Origin of the sequence: Psychrobacter sp. AOP5-GZ1-6 (genome assembly GCF_052376345.1) — a bacterium.
In the GTDB taxonomy this organism is placed as follows: domain Bacteria; phylum Pseudomonadota; class Gammaproteobacteria; order Pseudomonadales; family Moraxellaceae; genus Psychrobacter.
Genome location: NZ_JBQSVP010000010.1, coordinates 1 through 19,290, shown reverse-complemented (window position 1 = coordinate 19,290; position 19,290 = coordinate 1). Strand labels below are relative to the sequence as shown.

Sequence of the window (19,290 nt, the reverse complement as noted above, 5' to 3'; positions counted from 1 at the left end):
CAATCTGCAGTTGGCTGTCCTGTGCTCATTTTAGACTTCTTTGATTATAGATAAACGATACAAAAAAGACAGCTCACTTTATCAGGGCTGTCTTTTTTGTTTAATAGTATTTCATTCGGTGAGACTATTATATGTTTTTCAACCCTAAAACTTTCATGCGCTCACTGACTGGTTGATAAGTCTTTTCGCCAGCAGGCTCGACGATATTACCAAAGGGCATTTGCGCAATCAGCGCCCAGCTGTCTGGAATATCAAACGCGGCTGCCGCGTCTTCATCAACTAGCGGATTATAATGCTGGAGATTTGCGCCAATATTCAAGCTGCTAAGCTCTGTCCACACTGCATACTGATGCATGGCTGAGGTCTGCTCTGACCATACAGGGAACCTATCGGCATAAAGTGCAAATTTCTCCTGTAGTGATTTGACGACATTTTTATCTTCATAAAATAATACGGTACCTGCTGCCGCACGGAAACCATCTAGTTTTTGTTTACTGCTAGAAAAATCACCATCACCTACCGCCTCGCGTAGTTTTTCTTCAGTGATATCCCAAAACTTATGATGCCGTTCACCAAACAGCACAACCAATCGCGAAGACTGTGAATTAAAAGCAGAAGGCGTATGTAGCAAAACGCGTTCTGCTATGTTTACAATCGCTTGTGGCTGCACTGGCAACTCATTACCTAATGCGTAGATAGAGCGGCGTTCATCAAAAGCTTGCTGTAAGATGCTTAATGTTTCTTTAGACATAATAACTGTCCTCAATTTATAGTTGAATGTGCTTTAGATAAGTAATGTTTGGCATAAATATCTTTAGTAATCATTACACAGAAACCACATCATAAAATTTAAAAATCAACAGGAGTTTTTAAGATAACAATCCCTAATTCATTAAAGGTTTGCTGTCGATTTATGAGCGTTTGGATATTTGCATATAAAGAGCCAGCCTTATGCTATCTGACTTCCTATTATTTCAAGGTGCCATTTTATTTTAAAGTACCATTTTATTTTAAAGTGTCATTTAAGCTGTCTACAATATTCACTGACGTCTCTTCTTCGACTTGTTCGAACAGCTTTACGATGTCTTCATTGCGCATACGTATACAGCCATGAGAGAGAGGCGTACCCATCGGTTCAGTATCTGGTGTACCGTGAATATAAATATAACGCTGGTAAGTATCACAACCACCGTTACTATTACTACCCTTATTAACACCTGCTTCCAAACCGCTCAACCATAAAATACGGCTTAATATCCAGTCTCGCTCAGGGTGTAACTTACCAAGATCAGCACTATATATCTCGCCCGTCGGTACTCTCCCGACAAACACAGCCTTAATAGGTTCACTGCCACCTATTTTTTCTGCAATGACATGCTGTCCAAGTGGTGTACAACCGCTATCTTGTTGAGCACCAATACCGTTTTTTGCAGTAGATATCTGATATTGAGCGAGTTCTTTATTTTGTTGATAGACGGTGAGGGTTTGCTGGGCAATGCTAATGATTAACCGCGTGGCAATATTTCTGTTATTTGTCATGGGGTATTCCTGAGGCCATTTATATATTTATCATACTCTTTGGCATGTCATGCTTTAGATTGTGAAATTTACCATTTGTACATAGATCATAAGATGATACACCTCAAACAAAATGATTGAAAATTTCTAGTATTAAGGGATTGTATCAAGGCTTTTGGCACCGTAATATAGAGGCACACTTTTTGATGCTAGCAGATTATGACGACTATTTCACCGACACGTGTGTCGATGTATGATTTTCTATATCAAGATACCATACCTATGGTGTCATTATTGGCAGATACCGCAAAGCTTTCTTTACCACAAGCGCGTTTAGCCATGGATGCCAGTTTACAGGCAATTATTAGCGCGCTACTTGCGTATCAGCAACACCAAGATGGTCAAACAGTAAGCAAAAAGCTGTTTGGACGTGGTGCTGTCAAAGAACTGCGACAGTATAATTCTATGAATTTTGCAACCATTAGTGCGGCGCTATATCATCGCCACGATGCTGCAGATGCCATATTTTATGATAATGCTCGAGTCATTAAAGCGAGCGATTATATCGCCAAACAAGTGGGTACAACGACACAACAAATCCAAATTTTACTGACATCTTTATGCGTGATTGTACTCCGTGAGTTGGCTATTTTGGCAGAATATAGTCAACTTGATAATGATGAAATCAACAAGTGGTTTGCATTACAGCCACAGTTTTTATCATCAGCTCGGTTTACCGTCAGTAAACCCGAAAATTTGTCAACCGAACTGGCAAATAATGAAAGCCAAGAGGCTATAGCAACTGCTGAAAACTCTATAAAAACAAAAGACTCTGCAGATACTGACCTTTCAAGTATAGAGCAGCTATCAAGCACTCCCCCGCCTTTCGACCATTACTGGTACGAGCTAACAGCTTTCAAACCTGAAAATCATGAACCCGTACAAGACATGCAGCTGGCAACAGGTAACTATTTAAAAGCCATTGGTCGCTCACCAGACAACCTGCAGCAAGGGCGCCATAATGACATGCTGGTATTTGCAGACATGCACGATATTGCCTTGCCACATCAACGTTGGTTATTACAACTCGCAAAAATCTCTGACATCTATCTTAGTCGAAACCGGTTACGGATTACATCCGAACCTATCAATCCGCCAAAACCACCTTTGGTTAGCCTCGGACTAATCGGCGGTAATAGCGACAACACTCCAACCACGATTAGTGAAAAACCGATTGAGTATGAGCCAACAACGCCACTTTGGAAAAACCCTGTTATTATCATTATCATTCTAGTTATCAGTGTATTGGGGGCACTTGCAACCTTTAAATACCAGATAAAAAAAGCTGATGGTACTAAGCTTGCAGTAGAAGAAGTATTAGAGCAAGAAGCTATTGAAGAACGCCAATCACAAGATGTAGCCATCGTAAGAGTAGACGATGATGATACTGATAGTGCAGAGGTAGAAAAAACCGAGTAGCTAAGACCAAATAGTCGCTATCTAGTAATGGCTATCTATAAGACGTTAATGAAAGATAAAATGGTTACTAGAAACTTCGTTAAGGCATCATTTTATGCCTTGTCTGAAGCCGTTTTACTAATCATTAAGAATCAGCAGTGCCTATTTGTGAATATCAAATTGTGCATATCAAACACACCTTAATAAGCTCTCATCAACAATAAAAAACAGAGGCACTATACATATAGGCCTCTGCTTTTTTGTTTACGATTTAATTTCTTATTTAACTACAAACAATCAAATAAGATTACACTATCCCATCTTTCAGGTTTGGTGTTATTTTGATAAATCGCGACCACGGCTGGCTTCGATAGCTAGACGTAGGCCATTTAGACGGATAAATCCTTCCGCATCTTTTTGATCATAAGCACCAGCATCATCCTCGAACGTTGCGATTTTTTCATCAAACAATGAGTCTGCAGACTTACGACCTACAACACTAACACTACCTTTATATAACTTCACACGCACGGTGCCGTTGACGTACTCTTGAGACTTGTCGATTAGCTCTTGCAACATGACACGTTCAGGACTGAACCAATAGCCATTGTAGATAGTTTTAGCGTAGCGTGGCATCAACTCGTCTTTTAGATGCGCCGCTTCACGATCAAGAGTCAACGACTCAATACCGCGGTGCGCTTTTAGCATAATCGTACCAGCTGGTGTCTCATAGCAACCGCGTGACTTCATACCAACGTAACGGTTTTCTACGATATCCAAACGACCAATACCGTGCTTACCACCAAGCTCATTTAGCTTAATCATCACTTCAAAAGGCTTGAGCGCTTCACCATCGATAGCAACGATATCACCTTTTTTGTATTCCAACTCTAAATACTGTGCTTCGTCAGGTGCTTGTTCTGGACTGACTGACCAACGCCACATATCTTCTTCTGCTTCAGCATACGGATCTTCTAAAATGCCGCCTTCATAAGAGATATGCAAAAGATTGGCATCCATTGAGTACGGAGATTTTTTCTTATTGCCCGCATAATCAATTGCAATGTCATGCTCTTCGGCATAATTCATCAAGCTTTCGCGGCTAGACAAGTCCCATTCGCGCCAAGGAGCAATGGTAACCACATCTGGTGATAAGGCAACAGCACCAAGCTCAAAACGCACTTGATCGTTTCCTTTACCAGTTGCGCCATGACTAATAGCATCAGCGTTGTGTTCTTTGGCGATTTCTACCAAACGCTTGGCAATCAACGGACGTGCGATAGACGTGCCAAGCAAGTACTCACCTTCGTAGATAGCATTGGCACGGAACATTGGAAACACATAATCACGGGCAAACTCTTCACGCAAATCTTCGATGTGAATATGCTTTATACCCATGGCTTTCGCTTTAGCACGTGCCGGCTCAACTTCTTCACCTTGACCGATATCAGCGGTAAAAGTAATGACTTCTGCATCATAGGTTTCTTGTAGCCATTTAGCGATGATAGAGGTATCAAGGCCTCCAGAATAGGCCAAAACGATTTTATTAATATTTTTTGGATCAAGTTGAGCCATGAATAACTCCTATTATGAGCATTTAGTTTTAGTAGCAACGTTAAGATAAAATCAAAAGATAAATTACCTGCTCAGTGTACATCATATTTGCTATGGGCAAAAGTACAACTGCCCTAAGGCGGCAAGGTTTCGACTTAAATATTGGATATATAAGGTTTTCCTTATTCTTACCAAAGAACCTCGTGATGACGATATGGTCACACTCTAATAGTATATAAGCAAATATTCTAATCATCTCACAGAGCGAATAATAAATTATGCATAGATAGATAGTTAGCCACATATTTAGTCAAGTGGGCAAATCTGTTATGATAGCAACATAGTACTACTCCCTTTTACTTCCTGTATATGACGACATAGAGCGCTATAACATTATGACTGATTCAATTAGAGAGTTGACCATCCTTCAACCAGATGACTGGCATATTCACTTACGCGACGGTAATGCCCTAAGTACAACAGTACCGCATGCAGCAAATAGCTTTAATCGCGTCATTTGCATGCCAAACCTAGTACCGCCCGTCAAGAATATCGATGACGCCTTAGCCTACCGCGCACGTATCATGGCTCATCTTGAAGCTAGCGATTTGAGCACTGAGCGCAAAACGGCGTTTGATCCACGTATGACTTTATACCTAACAGATAAAACTACCGCACACGATATCGAGATGGCAGCCAAATCGGGTATCGTACAAGCCGTTAAACTTTATCCTGCGGGTGCCACTACCAACTCTACTGATGGCGTGACAGATATAAATGCCTGCGTCGATGTGTTTGATGCGCTAGAAAAATACAACATGCCCTTACTCATACATGGTGAAGTCACTCAAAACCATGTGGATATTTTTGACCGTGAAAAACGGTTTTTAGACGAAGTACTTGCTCAAATAATCGCCAAATTTCCTGCATTAAAAATTGTCGTCGAACACATTACCACCAGTGATGCAGCCGACTTTGTATTGGCTCAAGGTAATAACATTGCTGCTACTATCACCCCGCAGCATTTGATGTTTAACCGTAATCACTTATTGGTTGGTGGTATCAAACCACATTTTTATTGCTTGCCTATCTTAAAGCGTGAAAGTCACCAAAAAGTACTATTAGATGTTGCAACCAGTGGTAGTCCAAAATTCTTTTTAGGCACTGACTCTGCGCCACATGCGACAGATAAGAAAGAAGCTGCTTGTGGTTGTGCTGGCTGCTATAGCGCTGCTCACGCTTTGTCACTGTATGCCACTGCTTTTGATAGTGTTGGTAAAATAGATAAGCTAGAGGGTTTTGCCAGTCGCTTTGGCGCCCAATTTTACGGTATGCCATTAAATGAGAGCACTATCACCCTTGTTAATACGCCTATGCAAGTCCCAACCGCTTATCCCTACTTTGACGGTGGCACTGTGACCCCACTCATGGCAGGTGAGATGCTGCCTTGGTCTATTAAAGCATAAAGAAAATACCGCAGAACTCTCTATTTTTAACTCTATGATGGACACCCTGTCTTTGTAATAGGCAGTGTGACATCCATCATCAGATGCTTGTTGTTTAACTAAATATAACCGTATTGTTGATTCAATTTAAAATAAGATCAAAGCGACTAACCTCAGTAGGTAGATATGACACCTCAAGCGAGGTTAGCGCTGTCATTCTTTTATATTAAATTGACTTTATGACTGATAAAAGTGATTTAACTTTATATGACCACTCAAAATGATGCTGCAACAGACGAACAAACCCCAATGCGTTTAAAAGAACGTTTTCGTAAATTTTTGCCTGTCGTCGTCGATGTTGAAACAGCAGGTTTTAATGCACAAACAGATGCTTTATTAGAAATTGCCTGTATTCCAGTGCTACTGAATGAGCAAGGTGTGTTTTATCCAGGCGAAGCATTCAATGCCCATGTTGAACCTTTTGAAGGCGCAAATTTAGAGCCAAGTGCTCTCTCTTTTACAGGTATCGATCCAAACAACCCACTGCGTAAAGCCATTGCTGAAGATGAAAAAACTGCGTTACGCCGTATTTTTAAGGGTTTAAAGGAAGTGCGTCGTAGCGAAGAATGCCGTCAGTGCGTACTGATCGGACACAATGCCCATTTTGACCTAGCCTTTTTAAATGCTGCCGTGCTACGTACCAATAGCAAAAACCACAATCCATTCCATAATTTCTCAGTATTTGACACCGTGACATTATCTGCACTGGCATTTGGTCAAACCGTATTAGCACGTGCTTGTAAAGCAGCAGGACTAGATTTTGATGGTAAAGACGCTCACTCTGCACTATATGATACGCAAAAGACTGCTGAGCTGTTTTGTCATATTCTGAACCACTATCCAATGCTAGCGAATGCGATGCATAACGAAGACAGTACGGATGAATTATCCGACAGTGACAGTCAGTAAGTCACATATCCTATATTGCCAACCGCTCATAATAGTGCTATTTGTAATACTTGATGACTTTAACATCTTGATTTTACAATCAATAGGGATATGATTGGTATCATGACTGAAAAGCCCCCTCGTTTAACGATTGAATATGACTTAAAACTATTCACAACCCATAAACGAGCCGTCAACCTATAAAAGCACTCTAAGATGGTGTCGTTGTATCCTATAGATGGTTTAAGTTGCCCACGCTACCTTGATAGCAAATGTTGTAAATGCTACAAGGCTCAATAGAAGGGACTTTATCATGGATCCACAATTAAAATTATGGGGAACTATCATCGGTTATATGCTACTCGCGTTGACCATTAGCGCTTGTACTTCTTTATGGATTCGCTACCATTTAAAGCGTAAAGACCTACATCCTCGCCGCGCAATCAAAAAAAGATATTTAATTTTAAAAAGACGAAAAAAAAGGCTTGACAGAAAACGCAGACGCCATTAGAATACGCACCACTTCGGCATAAATGGTGAAAGCAGCTGAGGTGTTGTACTAGTCCCCATCGTCTAGAGGCCTAGGACACCGCCCTTTCACGGCGGTAACGGGGGTTCGAATCCCCCTGGGGACGCCACTATTTGGCGTCACTTGTTAGCAAAGATATATTAAAGTATTTGATAAGACTAATAAGTAAACCACCAAAAACCCCACTCATAAAATATTATGAGTGGGGTTTTTTTATGCTTAAATTTTAACAACGCTATCCTTTTTAAGGTCAGAATGATTAATAACTAACCTTGTAGTGTCTATCATAACAATATCTATCAAACTTTATCTGATAATACCAACCATAACACTGTTAGAATGATCATTAACCCAAGTACAGTTTGAATCAAAAAGAACGCTTGATGTTGACCAATCACCTTGCTCAATGTCACACCTAGTGTGCTGTACTTGATAGGCGGTGTATCAGTATTGCCAATTTTCACTTGTTCTTCATAATACCCTTGTAGGATATCTAAAAACGCTGGCCATTCATTTGGGGCCCATTCATACGGCTGAAATGGCATAAACTTTTTCAGTTCTGGCTCTTTTATCATCCAACGCTCAAGCGTGATTGAACGTAGCGACCAATCTGTAAAACGGCGCTGGCTAATTTTTGAAAAGTCTAAAATCTGCAGCTCTTTATGTCTACCGTCTACTAATAGACGATTTTTTAGGTTGGTTAGATCCTGCTCTGAGCCTTCTATATACTGCAAGAAGTAGCCATTACCATAACAGAGAATGCCCGTGATGTTGTCAGCCCTATTACGTGCAATAGAACCCTCCGAGATGTCATTAAGCGTACTAGGGCTTGAAAGGCCAGTCGATGTAATTTTACTTATGTATACAAACTGGCAAAGACCTGTCGTTACTGGATTTGTCGAATCATTGATTGTTGACAACTCCCTTCTCCCTATTTTTAGATAAATGCAGCTAAGACAACCATACTAACTTTAGAAAAAAACATAGAGACAAGACTTTAAGAAGCATCAAACCAGTCTGGTATATTATTGATTTTATAAATGTTTATATTAATTGTATTAAGTTGGTTACATCATAGGCTAGTTTCGTCATCAAAGCAATATCTGTTTACATTACACCAATAACAAACATTAATCTATAAAAAATATCTATTCTAAAGGGGGGTTGAGCAACCACAAACGTATTTTTAGAGAAGACTTTTTGGATTTAATAATAGAAAAGTACTGTGAAAGAGTAAGTGATTTCTCATTTATATTAGGGGATGTCCTCAACTCAAGCGATAGTCATATAACTTGGCCAAAAGCATGATTCAGTTAGATCCTATTAGCAATACGTCAAGATGACTGTGTTTGAGTAGCCAGAATAGCAGCCAACAATGTGGCATCATCAGGATAAGTGAGTTTGATGTTTTGACGACTGCCTGTCACTAGTCGAATAGGTAGCGCTAAGTGCTCAAAAGCACTGGCTTCATCGGTAATATCTAGTTGATACTCAGCGACATGTGCAAGGACTTGCTGTAATTGACCTAAGCGAAATACTTGCGGCGTTTGTGCTTGCCACATATGACGACGATCTATCGTGCATTTAGCATAAGAGTGAGTGCTATTTATAAGCTTATTTTGAGCGTTAGACTGAAGATAAGCCTCTTTTAGGGTATCTGCTACAGGAGTCGCTAAGATAGCACCATAAGGCTCTATCATCGCCGCTTCAATAACGTTATCAATATCATGAATGGGTACAGCAGGACGTGCCGCATCATGAATCAGCACCAAGTCTGAATCAGCAGCACCTGCTTTACTAATTGCCTCTACGCCTGCCTGTACTGACTGCCAACGCTCAGCTCCACCAATAGCATAATGTATTGGTAGCCCAAAATCGAGTGTGCCAGCTGTAGTGTCATCTGCTGCTATTACCAATAAACACTTATCAATATAAATACTACAAGCAAGCCTTGCCACACTATGCTGTAACAATGTTTGCTCTTGCAACATAGTATATTGTTTGGCTATAGACGATCCAAAACGATTACCGCGACCAGCTGCAACGATCATGGCATGTACATGAGGTGTGGTGTTCATAAGATGATACTCAAAAAACAGCCATCATGGCTGAAACCCATGACAGAATGACTAAGGAGAAATAAGGTAAGTAAAGACTTTTAGATGAATAGTGACTTTATTATAGATAACGAGAGATAAAATCTTTTAGAAAAGTAAGAGTGCTCAGTAACGGCTATGAGTCGTTGGTGCGGTTGATACTTGTACAAACGTCTCATTTGGTTTAATCAAGCCTAAGTCTAAGCGAGCGTGTTCTTCTACTGCCTCAAGACCAGTTTTTAGATCATATACGTCAGTACGTAGTAAATTATTTGCAGCCACTTGATTGTCATTTAAATTTTGCTGCTCTTCGATTTGCGCCGTTAGTTTATTATGCTCGAAACGACCGTTTTCACCCAGCCAATACTGATATTGCAATCCTAAAAGTACGGCAACGGCTAAAGCAAGTAGGATAAATTGGCTAAAGTATTTCATAAATTGGTAACGCCAAACGATAGAGAGACAGTAAATTAAAGTTAAGGTATGCTGGTTGAGCGATATATCCTCATAGCAGTGATGATATATCGCTCATTTTCCCACCCAACTTATTAACCACGTAGGCCGATAAACTCTTCACGGCCACGATAGCTTGCACGCACTTGCTGCTCGATACGTAGCAGCTGATTGTATTTTGCAACGCGATCTGAACGGCATAGTGATCCCGTTTTGATCTGACCTGCTGCTGTACCAACGGCTAGGTCTGCAATGGTGCTGTCTTCAGTCTCACCTGATCGGTGTGAGATAATCGTTGCATAGCCGTTGTTCTTCGCAAGATAAATCGCATCTAGTGTTTCTGACAAAGTGCCAATTTGGTTAAACTTAATCAAAATTGCGTTAGCGATTTTCTTATCAATACCTTCTTGCAAAATAGCAGGGTTGGTCACAAACAAATCATCACCAACCAGTTGGACTTTATCACCAATCTGCTCAGTCAAATACTTCCAACCATCCCAGTCAGACTCATCAAGACCATCTTCGATAGAGATAATAGGGTATTGACGCGCTAGCCCAACCAGGTAGTCTGAAAAACCTTGGCTATCAAAGGCTTTATTGCCTTCACCTGCCAAAACATACTGACCGTTTTTATAAAATTCGCTGGCCGCACAATCTAACGCTAGATGAATATCTTCACCTGCTTTATAGCCAACTTGCTCAATCGCTTGCATGATGACGGTGATGGCTTCTTCATTGCTACGCAAGTTTGGTGCAAAGCCGCCTTCATCACCAACAGCGGTATTCAAGCCTTGTGACTTTAACACTGATTTTAAACTGTGAAAAATCTCTGTACCCGCACGTAGCGCTTCTGAGAAGCTCGTAAACCCAACTGGCTCAATCATAAACTCTTGGATATCGACGGTATTGTCCGCATGCTCGCCACCGTTTAAGATATTCATCATCGGTACAGGCATCGTCAGTGATGTCTGATTGCGCATATTGGCAATGTACTGATGTAATGGCAAATTTTGTGATTTAGCAGCAGCTTTAGCAGTAGCCAGCGATACAGCTAGCATCGCATTGGCACCAAGATTGTCTTTGTTCTCTGTGCCATCTAGCGCGATCATTGCATCGTCAATGCTTTGCTGTTCTGTCACGTCTTTGTCCAGTAGAGCGCTACGAATTTGGCTATTGACGTTGGCAACAGCTTTTTTGACGCCTTTACCCATGTAGCGATCTTTGTCGCCATCACGCAGTTCAAGCGCTTCACGTGAGCCAGTAGAAGCACCACTTGGTGCAGCAGCACGGCCAATAGTGCCATCAGCCAAAATAACATCGGCTTCAATCGTCGGGTTACCGCGCGAGTCTAAAATCTCACGTGCACGAATGTCTTTAATTGCAGTAACGTTGGTGGTTTCTTCAGCGTACATAATGTCTGTTAATTCCTTTGGTCATGCCAAGTTTATGGGATAAATAACGGCAACTAGAATACAAAAAAGATAAAGCAAAATATCATATAGCACATGTACTTAAAACAGCTTTACATATTTGTAAAATCGGCCAAGTCTGAGTACGATTAAAGGTTTGTTTAGCATATCAAAAGCTGGCTATAGTGCGTGGCATCATAGCATAAATTTTACTAAACTTCCTTTACCTTACACCAACTTACGCCCATAAAATTACAGATGAGTAACGATAGTAGACGTAAATGGACTGGTCAATTGGCAATGATATTAATAATGAGATATTACTTATGTTTTCGTCGAAGCCGCGATATCAGTGTGAGCGTTAGAGACGGTATTCTCCAGCTCCACCTCTGTCTTAAATTTTGTCAATCGCAGTGCATTTATCAATACTGAGATAGAACTGAGCGCCATAGCAGCAGCGGCAATCATAGGATTTAAAAAACCAAAAGCGGCAAGCGGGATACCAATACAATTATAAATAAAGGCAAAAAATAAATTTTGTTTAATATTGTGCAATGTCGCTTGAGCAATTTTTTGAGCAGCATCAATATGCATGAGCGACTCGCCCATCAATCGTGCAGAGGCACTGTGCTGCGCCACATCAGTACCCTCAAACATTGCAAAGCTGGCATCGGCTGTTGCCATTGCTGGCGCATCGTTAACACCATCTCCTGCCATCGCCACTTTATGACCAGCAGTTTGTAACAAGGCAATTTGACTCGCTTTATCACGTGGACTCATCTTACCGTACGCTTGCTTGATACCCAGCTGCCCTGCCACATGATCGACGACGGACTGCTTATCACCACTCATCAAAATCACGTTGATACCAGCAGACTGTAATGCTGCGACTGCTTGTGGCGTATCAACTTTTAGATCATCCGCCAAAGCAAAAGCACCTAGTGCTTCATCGTTGATGCTAACTGCAACGGTGCTGGCAACTTGCCATGCTTTGGGCATCAGCTTGGGCAGCGTCAAATTAGCAAACGCTGCCGTACCAACCTTGATAAGTCCAAGTCCATCAATATGCGCTTGTATACCAGCACCTTTGATAACACTAATATCGGTCACACTCATCAATGGCAAATGACGATTATTTGCCGTATCAACTAACGCTGTCGCTAGCGGGTGACTGGCATGCGCTTCCACACTAGCTGCAAGTTGCAAAACATCATCAACAACAAGCGATTTATCTACCATCACATGATCAACGATAGTCGGCTTACCAATAGTTAGCGTACCTGTTTTATCCATAACAACAGTATCAATGTTACCGGCGGCTTCTAGGCTTTGGGCATCTTTGAACCACACACCATGACGGGCGGCGACACCCATACCAGCCATGATAGCGGCTGGCGTGGCCAAACCAAGCGCACAGGGACAAGCAATAACTAATACTGACACCGCATGCATCAATGCCGTATCCACCATACCTGTCAGCCACCATGTGACACCAAAGGTAACTAAGGCAATCGTTACGACAACAGGGACAAAAATCGCAGTGACTCTATCGGCAAGACGCGCTAAATCAGCTTTTGATCCTTGTGCATCGCTGAGCGCTTGTACCATATCGCCTAACTTGGTATCACTGCCTCTAGCACTGACGCGATATAGTAAGCTACCGTTTTCGACCAAGGCCCCTGCTAATAGTTTACTGCCCTCTTGTTTTTTAAGTGGGACTGACTCACCTGTTAAATGGCTTTCCACACACCAGCCACTACCATCAATAACAATACCATCTGTCGCTACTCGGCTACCTTGCTTTGCACGCAAAATATCACCAACTTGAACGTCTCTTAATGCGACGTTATGAAAATCACCATTTGGCTGCTGCTGCTCGACTTCGTCAGGGGTCAATGACAATAGTAAATCAATACTGTTTAGGCTCTGCTTTTTGGTACGCTCTTCCAGATACTTACCTGTCCGTACAAACGCAATGACCATTACCCCAGCTTCAAAATATACCGCAGGTGCATCCACATGACCACTTTGCAATAGACTGTTCAAACTGCCATCACCATGTGTCAGCCATAAATACGTTGAATAAGCCCAGATTGTTACTGTACCGATGACTACCAGTACGTCCATATTGGCAAGACCGCCTTTAATTGAGGCCCACGCACTCTTATAAAATGGCAATGCCAATCCAAACTGTACAATCGTCGCAATGATAAACTGCAACCAAATTGGTGGCATCCACGCCATACCAGAACCTGTCAGCATGCCTACCATACCGACCAAAAACGGCACCAAGCAAATCCATAACCCAATCAATCGCCAAGGATACTCTGTGGCCGTATCTTTAGTAGTTTGCTCAAACAAGCTATCACCTGCCTGAATATTGGCCACAAAACCTGTCTTGTTTACCCATTCCATGACTTGCTCAGGTGTGGCTTGTGTAGAGTCAAAATCGACATTGGCAGTCTCACCTGCAAAATTCACACTTACCTCGTAAACTGCAGGTTTTTTGTTCAAAACTTTTTCGATACGTGAAGCGCAGGCCTGACATGTCATACCATCAATCGCTAGTTGTAGATGTGATCGATTTGGTGTGAGTGGTGTACTGGAATGACTGTCAGCTTTAGTATCATAGACAGCACCATTGTCAGGCGAGGTAAAATTATTCATAAATAAAACTCGGTATGGCATTTATTCGTTATAGCATTTATAAAATCTTATGAGCCATAAAAATATCAGTGGGTGGAAAAATAAAATCTAAATACGCAATACTCAGGTTTTCTGTCGTTGAATTCAAACGGTTTTGATACCAGGCAACCTAGTGCAATCTATATAAACCTAAGAGACAAGCCAATAGCAGCAACCTTTGAGCATTAAAAAACCAGCCATGATAGCTGGTTTTTTCAAAGAAAAAACCATACTTATGAGCGAACGACAGTCGCGTCAAAACCAGCATCGTCGATAGCTGACACAATGGCTTCGGCGTCGGTTTTGCTATCATCAAAAGTAACGGTTGCTTGATTGTCTATGAGCTCAATACTAATGTCATTTAGGCCATCGATATCAGCAGTTGCATTGTAGACACTGGCTACGCAACCACCGCAAGTCATACCATCAATTTTAATAATATGGGTTTGGTCTGCCATGTTAGGCTCCTTATTTTTATGTATGAATAGATAAGTGTATTAATAAATAAGTTTTTACGACTCATCATCGTAATGTGGATTTTGTGGTGCATCAATAGGAAATGGTTGGGTCACATAATCGACCATACTAATTGCTGCTGTTAGCGCATGAATACTCGTCTGAGTATCATCATAACGTACCATAGCGATATGATGAGCGGTATCCAAATCGATAGCGGTGACACCTGTGATATTTTTTAGCGCAGTCATCACGCTATCTAATCCTTCAGCGTCATCGATGTTTGCAATACTGACTTGTGCTGTTTGCATGGACATTATAGTACCCTCCTGTTCTGATGCTATTAGCAAGTACTGCTAATGAGTGTCTAGGGTTTCAAAACCTTTGACCAAGTCATCAATCTGCTTAAGCTGACGCAAAAATGGCTCCAGCTGACTCATACGCAATGCACAAGGGCCATCACATTTTGCCGTTTCAGGACTTGGGTGCGCTTCTAAAAACAACCCTGCCAACCCTGTTGCCATACCTGCACGTGCAAGTGTGGTGATTTGCTCTCGACGACCACCAGCACTATCACTACGCGCACCAGGCTGTTGTAAACTGTGCGTTACATCAAAAAATACAGGGATATCCATCTGCTTCATGGTGTCAAAACCAAGCATATCGACAACTAGATTGTTATAACCAAAAGCACTGCCACGCTCGCACAGTATCAATTGGTCATTACCACCTTCGAGACATTTGTTGACGATATGGCGCATCTCATGTGGTGCTAAAAACTGGGCTTTTTTGATATTGATAATGGCGTCTGTCTTTGCCATTGCATGAACCAAATCCGTCTGACGTGATAAAAAAGCAGGTAGTTGAATAATATCTGCCACTTCAGCGACAGGTGCTGCTTGATGTGGCTCATGAACGTCAGTAATAATAGGTACTTGATACTTTTCTTTTATTTGACCTAGCCAGTCAATGCCTTTCGCCAATCCTGGGCCTCTATACGAGTGTAGACTTGAACGATTGGCCTTATCGAAGCTGGCCTTAAAGACATAATCAATCCCCAAACGTTGACATATCTCAATATACTGCTCTGCAATCTCAAACGCCAATTCTCTAGACTCTAAAACGTTCATACCACCGAACAACACAAATGGTTGATCATTACCAATATTAATGGTGTTATTACTGGGTGTCGTAAGCTGAATATGTGATTGTGCTGCTGATAAATTATCCATTAAGCAATCTTCCTATTTATTGTTATCTGAATTTCTATCGCCTATTGTAACCGATAGCCCAATTAATAAAAGTATTCAAGCGTAATCACCTGCAATCAAGCAAGATATCAGAAATATAAGTCATACTTCTGCCTCTAAAAATGCAGATTAAAAAAAGACCGATTCGAAAATCAGTCTTTTTTTAGGCAAATATAAAAGCGTTGAGTGCTACTTGATTTGAGCTATTTCGCTTCGCTATAGTTCTTCGCTGCTTTTACAAAGCTATTAAACAGTGGATGACCACCGCGTGGCGAGCTGGTGAACTCAGGATGAAATTGTACAGCCACAAACCATGGATGGTCAGCAAGCTCAACTGATTCAACCAAATGCTGCTTGGCAGAATAGCCCGATATGCTCATACCTGCTTGTTCTAGTGGCTCGATATAGCGATTGTTCATCTCATAACGGTGGCGATGACGCTCAGTGATGTTTTTAGTACCATAAATTTGGCTCAACTTGCTACCAGCGACCAATTCGGCTTGCTGTGCGCCTAAACGCATGGTACCACCAAGATCTGAGTCATCATTACGAATCTGTAGCTCACCGCGCTCATCTAACCACTCGGTGATAAGACCGATGATTGGCTCTGCTGTCTTACGATCAAACTCAGAGGAATTAGCATTAATGTTGAGCACATTGCGCGCATACTCAATCACTGCCAACTGCATACCCAGACAGATACCCAAATAAGGAACGTTGTTTTCGCGTGCATAAGTGATGGCTTTCATTTTACCAATGGTACCGCGCTCACCAAAACCACCTGGCACTAGGATAGCATCAGCATCATTGAGCTGCGCCAATAAGCTGTCATCATCTTCTAAACGTTCAGCATCGACATAATCAATCTTGACGTCTGCTTTGTGCATGATACCAGCATGGAGCAATGCTTCGTTAATAGACTTATAAGCATCAGGTAGCTCGACATATTTACCGACCATCGCGACAGTAACCGTCGTCTCAGGATTCAACTGCGCTTCAACCACTTTATCCCAATCGCTCAAATCTGCTTCTGGTACGTCAAGACCAAAACGCTCACAAATCAAATCATCAAGATCTTGCTCATGCAACGTACGCGGTATTTGATAGATGCTTTGAGCATCTTCACACATAATAACCGCACGCTCTTCTACATTGGTAAATAGTGCAATCTTATGGCGATTGTCTTGTGAAATGTGATGTTCAGAACGGCAAATCAGTACATCAGGCTGTAGACCGATAGAGCGCAACTCTTTCACTGAATGCTGAGTTGGCTTGGTTTTGGTTTCACCGGCACTTGCGATATAAGGCACTAATGTCAAATGCATCAGCATGGCTCTATTACGGCCAAGCTCTACTTGCATTTGGCGTACCGCTTCCATGAATGGCAGTGATTCGATGTCACCAACGGTACCACCAATCTCGATGATAGCGATGTCATAACCTTCACCACTGGCCAAGATTTTACTCTTGATTTCGTCAGTGATATGCGGGATAACCTGTACCGTACCGCCGAGATACTCACCGCGGCGCTCTTTATTCAAGACGTTTTGATAGATACGACCACTGGTGAAGTTATTGCTCTTACTCATCTTTGAATGACGTAAAAAGCGCTCATAATAGCCCAAATCTAAATCTGTCTCGGCACCATCTTCGGTAACGAACACTTCACCATGCTGGAATGGGCTCATCGTACCTGGATCGACATTGATGTACGGATCCATTTTGGTCATCGTGACAGTCACGCCACGTGCTTCGAGTATCGCGGCAAGAGAGGCTGCGGTGATACCTTTTCCTAGTGAGGACACTACCCCACCGGTCACAAATATAAACTTGGTCATAGTACTCTTTCGGTAATTGGTAAAGAAGGATTTTACTAAAAATACGCCATAAAATATAGGGCAAAAATGCAAACTGTCTGAAACTCTTATTTTTTTGTATGGGCAATCAACATTGTTCTGTCATTAAAACACCACACAACAAAAAAACTCACCCCGAAGGATGAGTTTTTTTAATCAGATTCTAATGGTTAGATTAGAATTTGTATTCGATACCAGCACCGATACCAAAGCCATCAAAGTCTACTTCTTTAAGATCAGAGGTACCATCTACATAAGTTGTAAGAGTTTCATCTTCAGCGCCAGCATAAGCACCGTAGATATGACCAGTTGTTGCTGCGTTGAATGCATACTTGCCACCTACAACTGCACGGTAAGCTTCAGAATCCTCAAAACCAGCGTAGTTGTTTACAAAGTCACCTTGCGCATAGGCAGTCCAAGGAGTCGCAGTAGCCATCTCACCACTGATAGTGATTGCATTTTCGTTGTCATCAGTACCATAGTCAGTGTTTTGATATAGAGCACCTAGCGTCACAGCTGGGCTGATTGCATAGTTACCACTAACACGTGCTGCTTTAAAATCACCTGCTTGGATGTAAGAAGCACCAACGTTCATTGGACCTGTTTCATACTTAGCACCAAGACCGAAACCATCACGATCTAATGTATCAGTGCTGTTGTTTTCGTCCATTGCATACATTGCCATGAACTGTAAACCGTTGTTTTCAGGCGTGAAGTAAGCAAAAGAGTTGTTGATACGTGGCGCATCAAAGCTCGCTAGTACGTTATCACCACCTAATACACCACCTTGAGTGACGTTGGCATAGTTCACATAGTCATCAATAGCAGTCAAACGACCAGCTACTACTGTACCGTATTCTGCATTTTCTAAACCAAGATAGGTATCACGTGAATAAAACTGATCACCATCAGCATCAACATCAATACCATACTCTAATTGATAAAGGATGTCTGTGTTTGCAGTTAAAGCTTCAGAACCTTTAAGACCAATACGTGAAGAGTTAGAGTTTAGTTGGCTACGATCATCTGCATCTACTGAACTGTTTGATGTGCCAGTAACACTTCCATCAGCAGCATAATTTGTAATTTTAGTATCAGTGTCGCCAGTATTAAGATCTAAAGTTAAAAAGGCTTTACCATATACGGTAGGAGCGGCGTTGGCTGCAGAAACAGATAGGGCAGCAACTGCTGTAGCTAAAAGTAGTTTTTTCATGGGTATCTCCACTTTACAATTTTAGTAATAAGCTAGCTATTATTAGCTGGTGCTCATAATGGTATCGTCACAAATCCTCAAAGATATAATGTGTAACTGGCTACCGAGATTAGTCAGGAACAAGTGTGGCGAATTTCTATTACAGTAAGATGAAAAAAACCATGGCTTACACGATTGGGATTAAAAAAGTAACATTCATGTAAATATTGGTCTTTATCACTCCATTGCGTAACATCCGTTACCAAACTCATACTTCGAGTACAAGCATATCAACTTTGACATAATTTGCAACACATTTTTTTGGTTTTTGAATATAGAAATCCGCAAACACTATATTCCTTATAGAATGTAAGCCTTTACAAAAATTCCTCTGTTTTCTCAAAGAGATAAAGGCAAGATTGATTAGCATAAATACTAAAA

17 protein-coding genes and 1 tRNA gene are annotated in these 19,290 nt (G+C 41.5%); 5 read left to right on the top strand and 13 right to left on the bottom strand.

The genetic code is table 11. The features are described from left to right. Positions 1-127: 127 nt before the first annotated feature. Together ACT3RN_RS02825 and ACT3RN_RS02820 are read right to left on the bottom strand one after the other, a co-directional pair. Positions 128-751 carry a nitroreductase family protein gene (locus ACT3RN_RS02825; RefSeq protein ID WP_192991714.1) on the bottom strand — a complete coding sequence of 208 codons (624 nt, stop codon included), beginning with the start codon at positions 749-751 and terminating at the stop codon, positions 128-130. Positions 752-1,005: 254 nt separating this feature from the next. Continuing rightward, positions 1,006-1,539: a L,D-transpeptidase gene (locus ACT3RN_RS02820; RefSeq protein ID WP_192518176.1), complete on the bottom strand. Its 534-nt coding sequence runs from the start codon at positions 1,537-1,539 to the stop codon at positions 1,006-1,008. A 198-nt stretch (positions 1,540-1,737) separates the two neighbouring features. On the opposite strand from ACT3RN_RS02820, the gene ACT3RN_RS02815 reads away from it, so the two are divergent. Beyond that, a complete protein-coding gene (locus ACT3RN_RS02815) occupies positions 1,738-2,997 on the top strand; it encodes a hypothetical protein (protein ID WP_192518177.1) in 1,260 nt (419 codons plus the stop codon). A gap of 315 nt (positions 2,998-3,312) precedes the next feature. Here ACT3RN_RS02815 and ACT3RN_RS02810 read toward each other — a convergent pair whose 3' ends face one another. Further along, positions 3,313-4,551, bottom strand: a complete 1,239-nt coding sequence (locus tag ACT3RN_RS02810; RefSeq protein ID WP_192518178.1) for an argininosuccinate synthase — start codon at positions 4,549-4,551, stop codon at positions 3,313-3,315. Between the two features lie 374 nt (positions 4,552-4,925). On the opposite strand from ACT3RN_RS02810, the gene pyrC reads away from it, so the two are divergent. From pyrC to ACT3RN_RS02790, 4 genes are all read left to right on the top strand, one after another. Continuing rightward, the gene (gene pyrC, locus ACT3RN_RS02805; RefSeq protein ID WP_192518179.1) at positions 4,926-5,996 is read left to right on the top strand and encodes a dihydroorotase; all 1,071 of its coding nucleotides are present in this window, start codon (positions 4,926-4,928) and stop codon (positions 5,994-5,996) included. Positions 5,997-6,242: 246 nt separating this feature from the next. Continuing rightward, complete coding sequence (rnt, locus tag ACT3RN_RS02800) at positions 6,243-6,944, top strand: ribonuclease T (RefSeq protein WP_192518180.1); 702 nt, start codon at positions 6,243-6,245, stop codon at positions 6,942-6,944. A 292-nt stretch (positions 6,945-7,236) separates the two neighbouring features. Beyond that, entirely contained in the window at positions 7,237-7,434 is a 198-nt protein-coding gene (locus ACT3RN_RS02795; RefSeq protein WP_192518181.1) for a hypothetical protein, read from the top strand. Between the two features lie 51 nt (positions 7,435-7,485). Then, a tRNA-Glu gene (locus ACT3RN_RS02790) sits at positions 7,486-7,561 on the top strand. Positions 7,562-7,751: 190 nt separating this feature from the next. Here the strand turns inward: ACT3RN_RS02790 and ACT3RN_RS02785 are convergent. From ACT3RN_RS02785 to ACT3RN_RS02740, 10 genes are all read right to left on the bottom strand, one after another. Further along, positions 7,752-8,372: a BLUF domain-containing protein gene (locus ACT3RN_RS02785; RefSeq protein ID WP_192518182.1), complete on the bottom strand. Its 621-nt coding sequence runs from the start codon at positions 8,370-8,372 to the stop codon at positions 7,752-7,754. Positions 8,373-8,786: 414 nt separating this feature from the next. Beyond that, on the bottom strand, positions 8,787-9,530 hold the full coding sequence (ispD, locus tag ACT3RN_RS02780; RefSeq protein WP_192518183.1) for a 2-C-methyl-D-erythritol 4-phosphate cytidylyltransferase: 744 nt from the start codon (positions 9,528-9,530) through the stop codon (positions 8,787-8,789). Positions 9,531-9,674: 144 nt separating this feature from the next. After that, positions 9,675-9,983: an FtsB family cell division protein gene (locus tag ACT3RN_RS02775; protein ID WP_192518184.1), complete on the bottom strand. Its 309-nt coding sequence runs from the start codon at positions 9,981-9,983 to the stop codon at positions 9,675-9,677. A gap of 113 nt (positions 9,984-10,096) precedes the next feature. Continuing rightward, positions 10,097-11,413, bottom strand: coding sequence for a phosphopyruvate hydratase (gene eno / locus ACT3RN_RS02770; protein WP_192518185.1), 1,317 nt, complete (start codon positions 11,411-11,413; stop codon positions 10,097-10,099). A 321-nt stretch (positions 11,414-11,734) separates the two neighbouring features. Beyond that, positions 11,735-14,077 carry a heavy metal translocating P-type ATPase gene (locus ACT3RN_RS02765; RefSeq protein ID WP_192518186.1) on the bottom strand — a complete coding sequence of 781 codons (2,343 nt, stop codon included), beginning with the start codon at positions 14,075-14,077 and terminating at the stop codon, positions 11,735-11,737. Between the two features lie 251 nt (positions 14,078-14,328). Further along, positions 14,329-14,553: a heavy-metal-associated domain-containing protein gene (locus ACT3RN_RS02760; protein ID WP_192518187.1), complete on the bottom strand. Its 225-nt coding sequence runs from the start codon at positions 14,551-14,553 to the stop codon at positions 14,329-14,331. 54 nt (positions 14,554-14,607) lie between these two features. Then, positions 14,608-14,868 (bottom strand): heavy-metal-associated domain-containing protein, encoded by a 261-nt coding sequence (locus tag ACT3RN_RS02755; RefSeq protein WP_192518188.1) that lies wholly within the window; start codon positions 14,866-14,868, stop codon positions 14,608-14,610. A 39-nt stretch (positions 14,869-14,907) separates the two neighbouring features. Further along, positions 14,908-15,783, bottom strand: a complete 876-nt coding sequence (kdsA, locus tag ACT3RN_RS02750; RefSeq protein ID WP_192518189.1) for a 3-deoxy-8-phosphooctulonate synthase — start codon at positions 15,781-15,783, stop codon at positions 14,908-14,910. A 221-nt stretch (positions 15,784-16,004) separates the two neighbouring features. Further along, positions 16,005-17,639 (bottom strand): CTP synthase, encoded by a 1,635-nt coding sequence (locus ACT3RN_RS02745; protein WP_192518190.1) that lies wholly within the window; start codon positions 17,637-17,639, stop codon positions 16,005-16,007. 193 nt (positions 17,640-17,832) lie between these two features. Continuing rightward, positions 17,833-18,870 (bottom strand): porin, encoded by a 1,038-nt coding sequence (locus ACT3RN_RS02740; RefSeq protein WP_442062350.1) that lies wholly within the window; start codon positions 18,868-18,870, stop codon positions 17,833-17,835. Positions 18,871-19,290 lie beyond the last annotated feature (420 nt).

Bases quoted from the DNA above. Each gene is read 5' to 3' on its own strand.
- ACT3RN_RS02825 (WP_192991714.1), bottom strand. From the start codon at position 751: ATGTCTAAAGAAACATTAAGCATCTTACAGCAAGCTTTTGATGAACGC.
- ACT3RN_RS02820 (WP_192518176.1), bottom strand. From the start codon at position 1,539: ATGACAAATAACAGAAATATTGCCACGCGGTTAATCATTAGCATTGCC.
- ACT3RN_RS02815 (WP_192518177.1), top strand. From the start codon at position 1,738: ATGACGACTATTTCACCGACACGTGTGTCGATGTATGATTTTCTATAT.
- ACT3RN_RS02810 (WP_192518178.1), bottom strand. From the start codon at position 4,551: ATGGCTCAACTTGATCCAAAAAATATTAATAAAATCGTTTTGGCCTAT.
- pyrC (WP_192518179.1), top strand. From the start codon at position 4,926: ATGACTGATTCAATTAGAGAGTTGACCATCCTTCAACCAGATGACTGG.
- rnt (WP_192518180.1), top strand. From the start codon at position 6,243: ATGACCACTCAAAATGATGCTGCAACAGACGAACAAACCCCAATGCGT.
- ACT3RN_RS02795 (WP_192518181.1), top strand. From the start codon at position 7,237: ATGGATCCACAATTAAAATTATGGGGAACTATCATCGGTTATATGCTA.
- ispD (WP_192518183.1), bottom strand. From the start codon at position 9,530: ATGAACACCACACCTCATGTACATGCCATGATCGTTGCAGCTGGTCGC.
- ACT3RN_RS02775 (WP_192518184.1), bottom strand. From the start codon at position 9,983: ATGAAATACTTTAGCCAATTTATCCTACTTGCTTTAGCCGTTGCCGTA.
- eno (WP_192518185.1), bottom strand. From the start codon at position 11,413: ATGTACGCTGAAGAAACCACCAACGTTACTGCAATTAAAGACATTCGT.
- ACT3RN_RS02765 (WP_192518186.1), bottom strand. From the start codon at position 14,077: ATGAATAATTTTACCTCGCCTGACAATGGTGCTGTCTATGATACTAAA.
- ACT3RN_RS02760 (WP_192518187.1), bottom strand. From the start codon at position 14,553: ATGGCAGACCAAACCCATATTATTAAAATTGATGGTATGACTTGCGGT.
- ACT3RN_RS02755 (WP_192518188.1), bottom strand. From the start codon at position 14,868: ATGTCCATGCAAACAGCACAAGTCAGTATTGCAAACATCGATGACGCT.
- kdsA (WP_192518189.1), bottom strand. From the start codon at position 15,783: ATGGATAATTTATCAGCAGCACAATCACATATTCAGCTTACGACACCC.
- ACT3RN_RS02745 (WP_192518190.1), bottom strand. From the start codon at position 17,639: ATGACCAAGTTTATATTTGTGACCGGTGGGGTAGTGTCCTCACTAGGA.
- ACT3RN_RS02740 (WP_442062350.1), bottom strand. From the start codon at position 18,870: ATGAAAAAACTACTTTTAGCTACAGCAGTTGCTGCCCTATCTGTTTCT.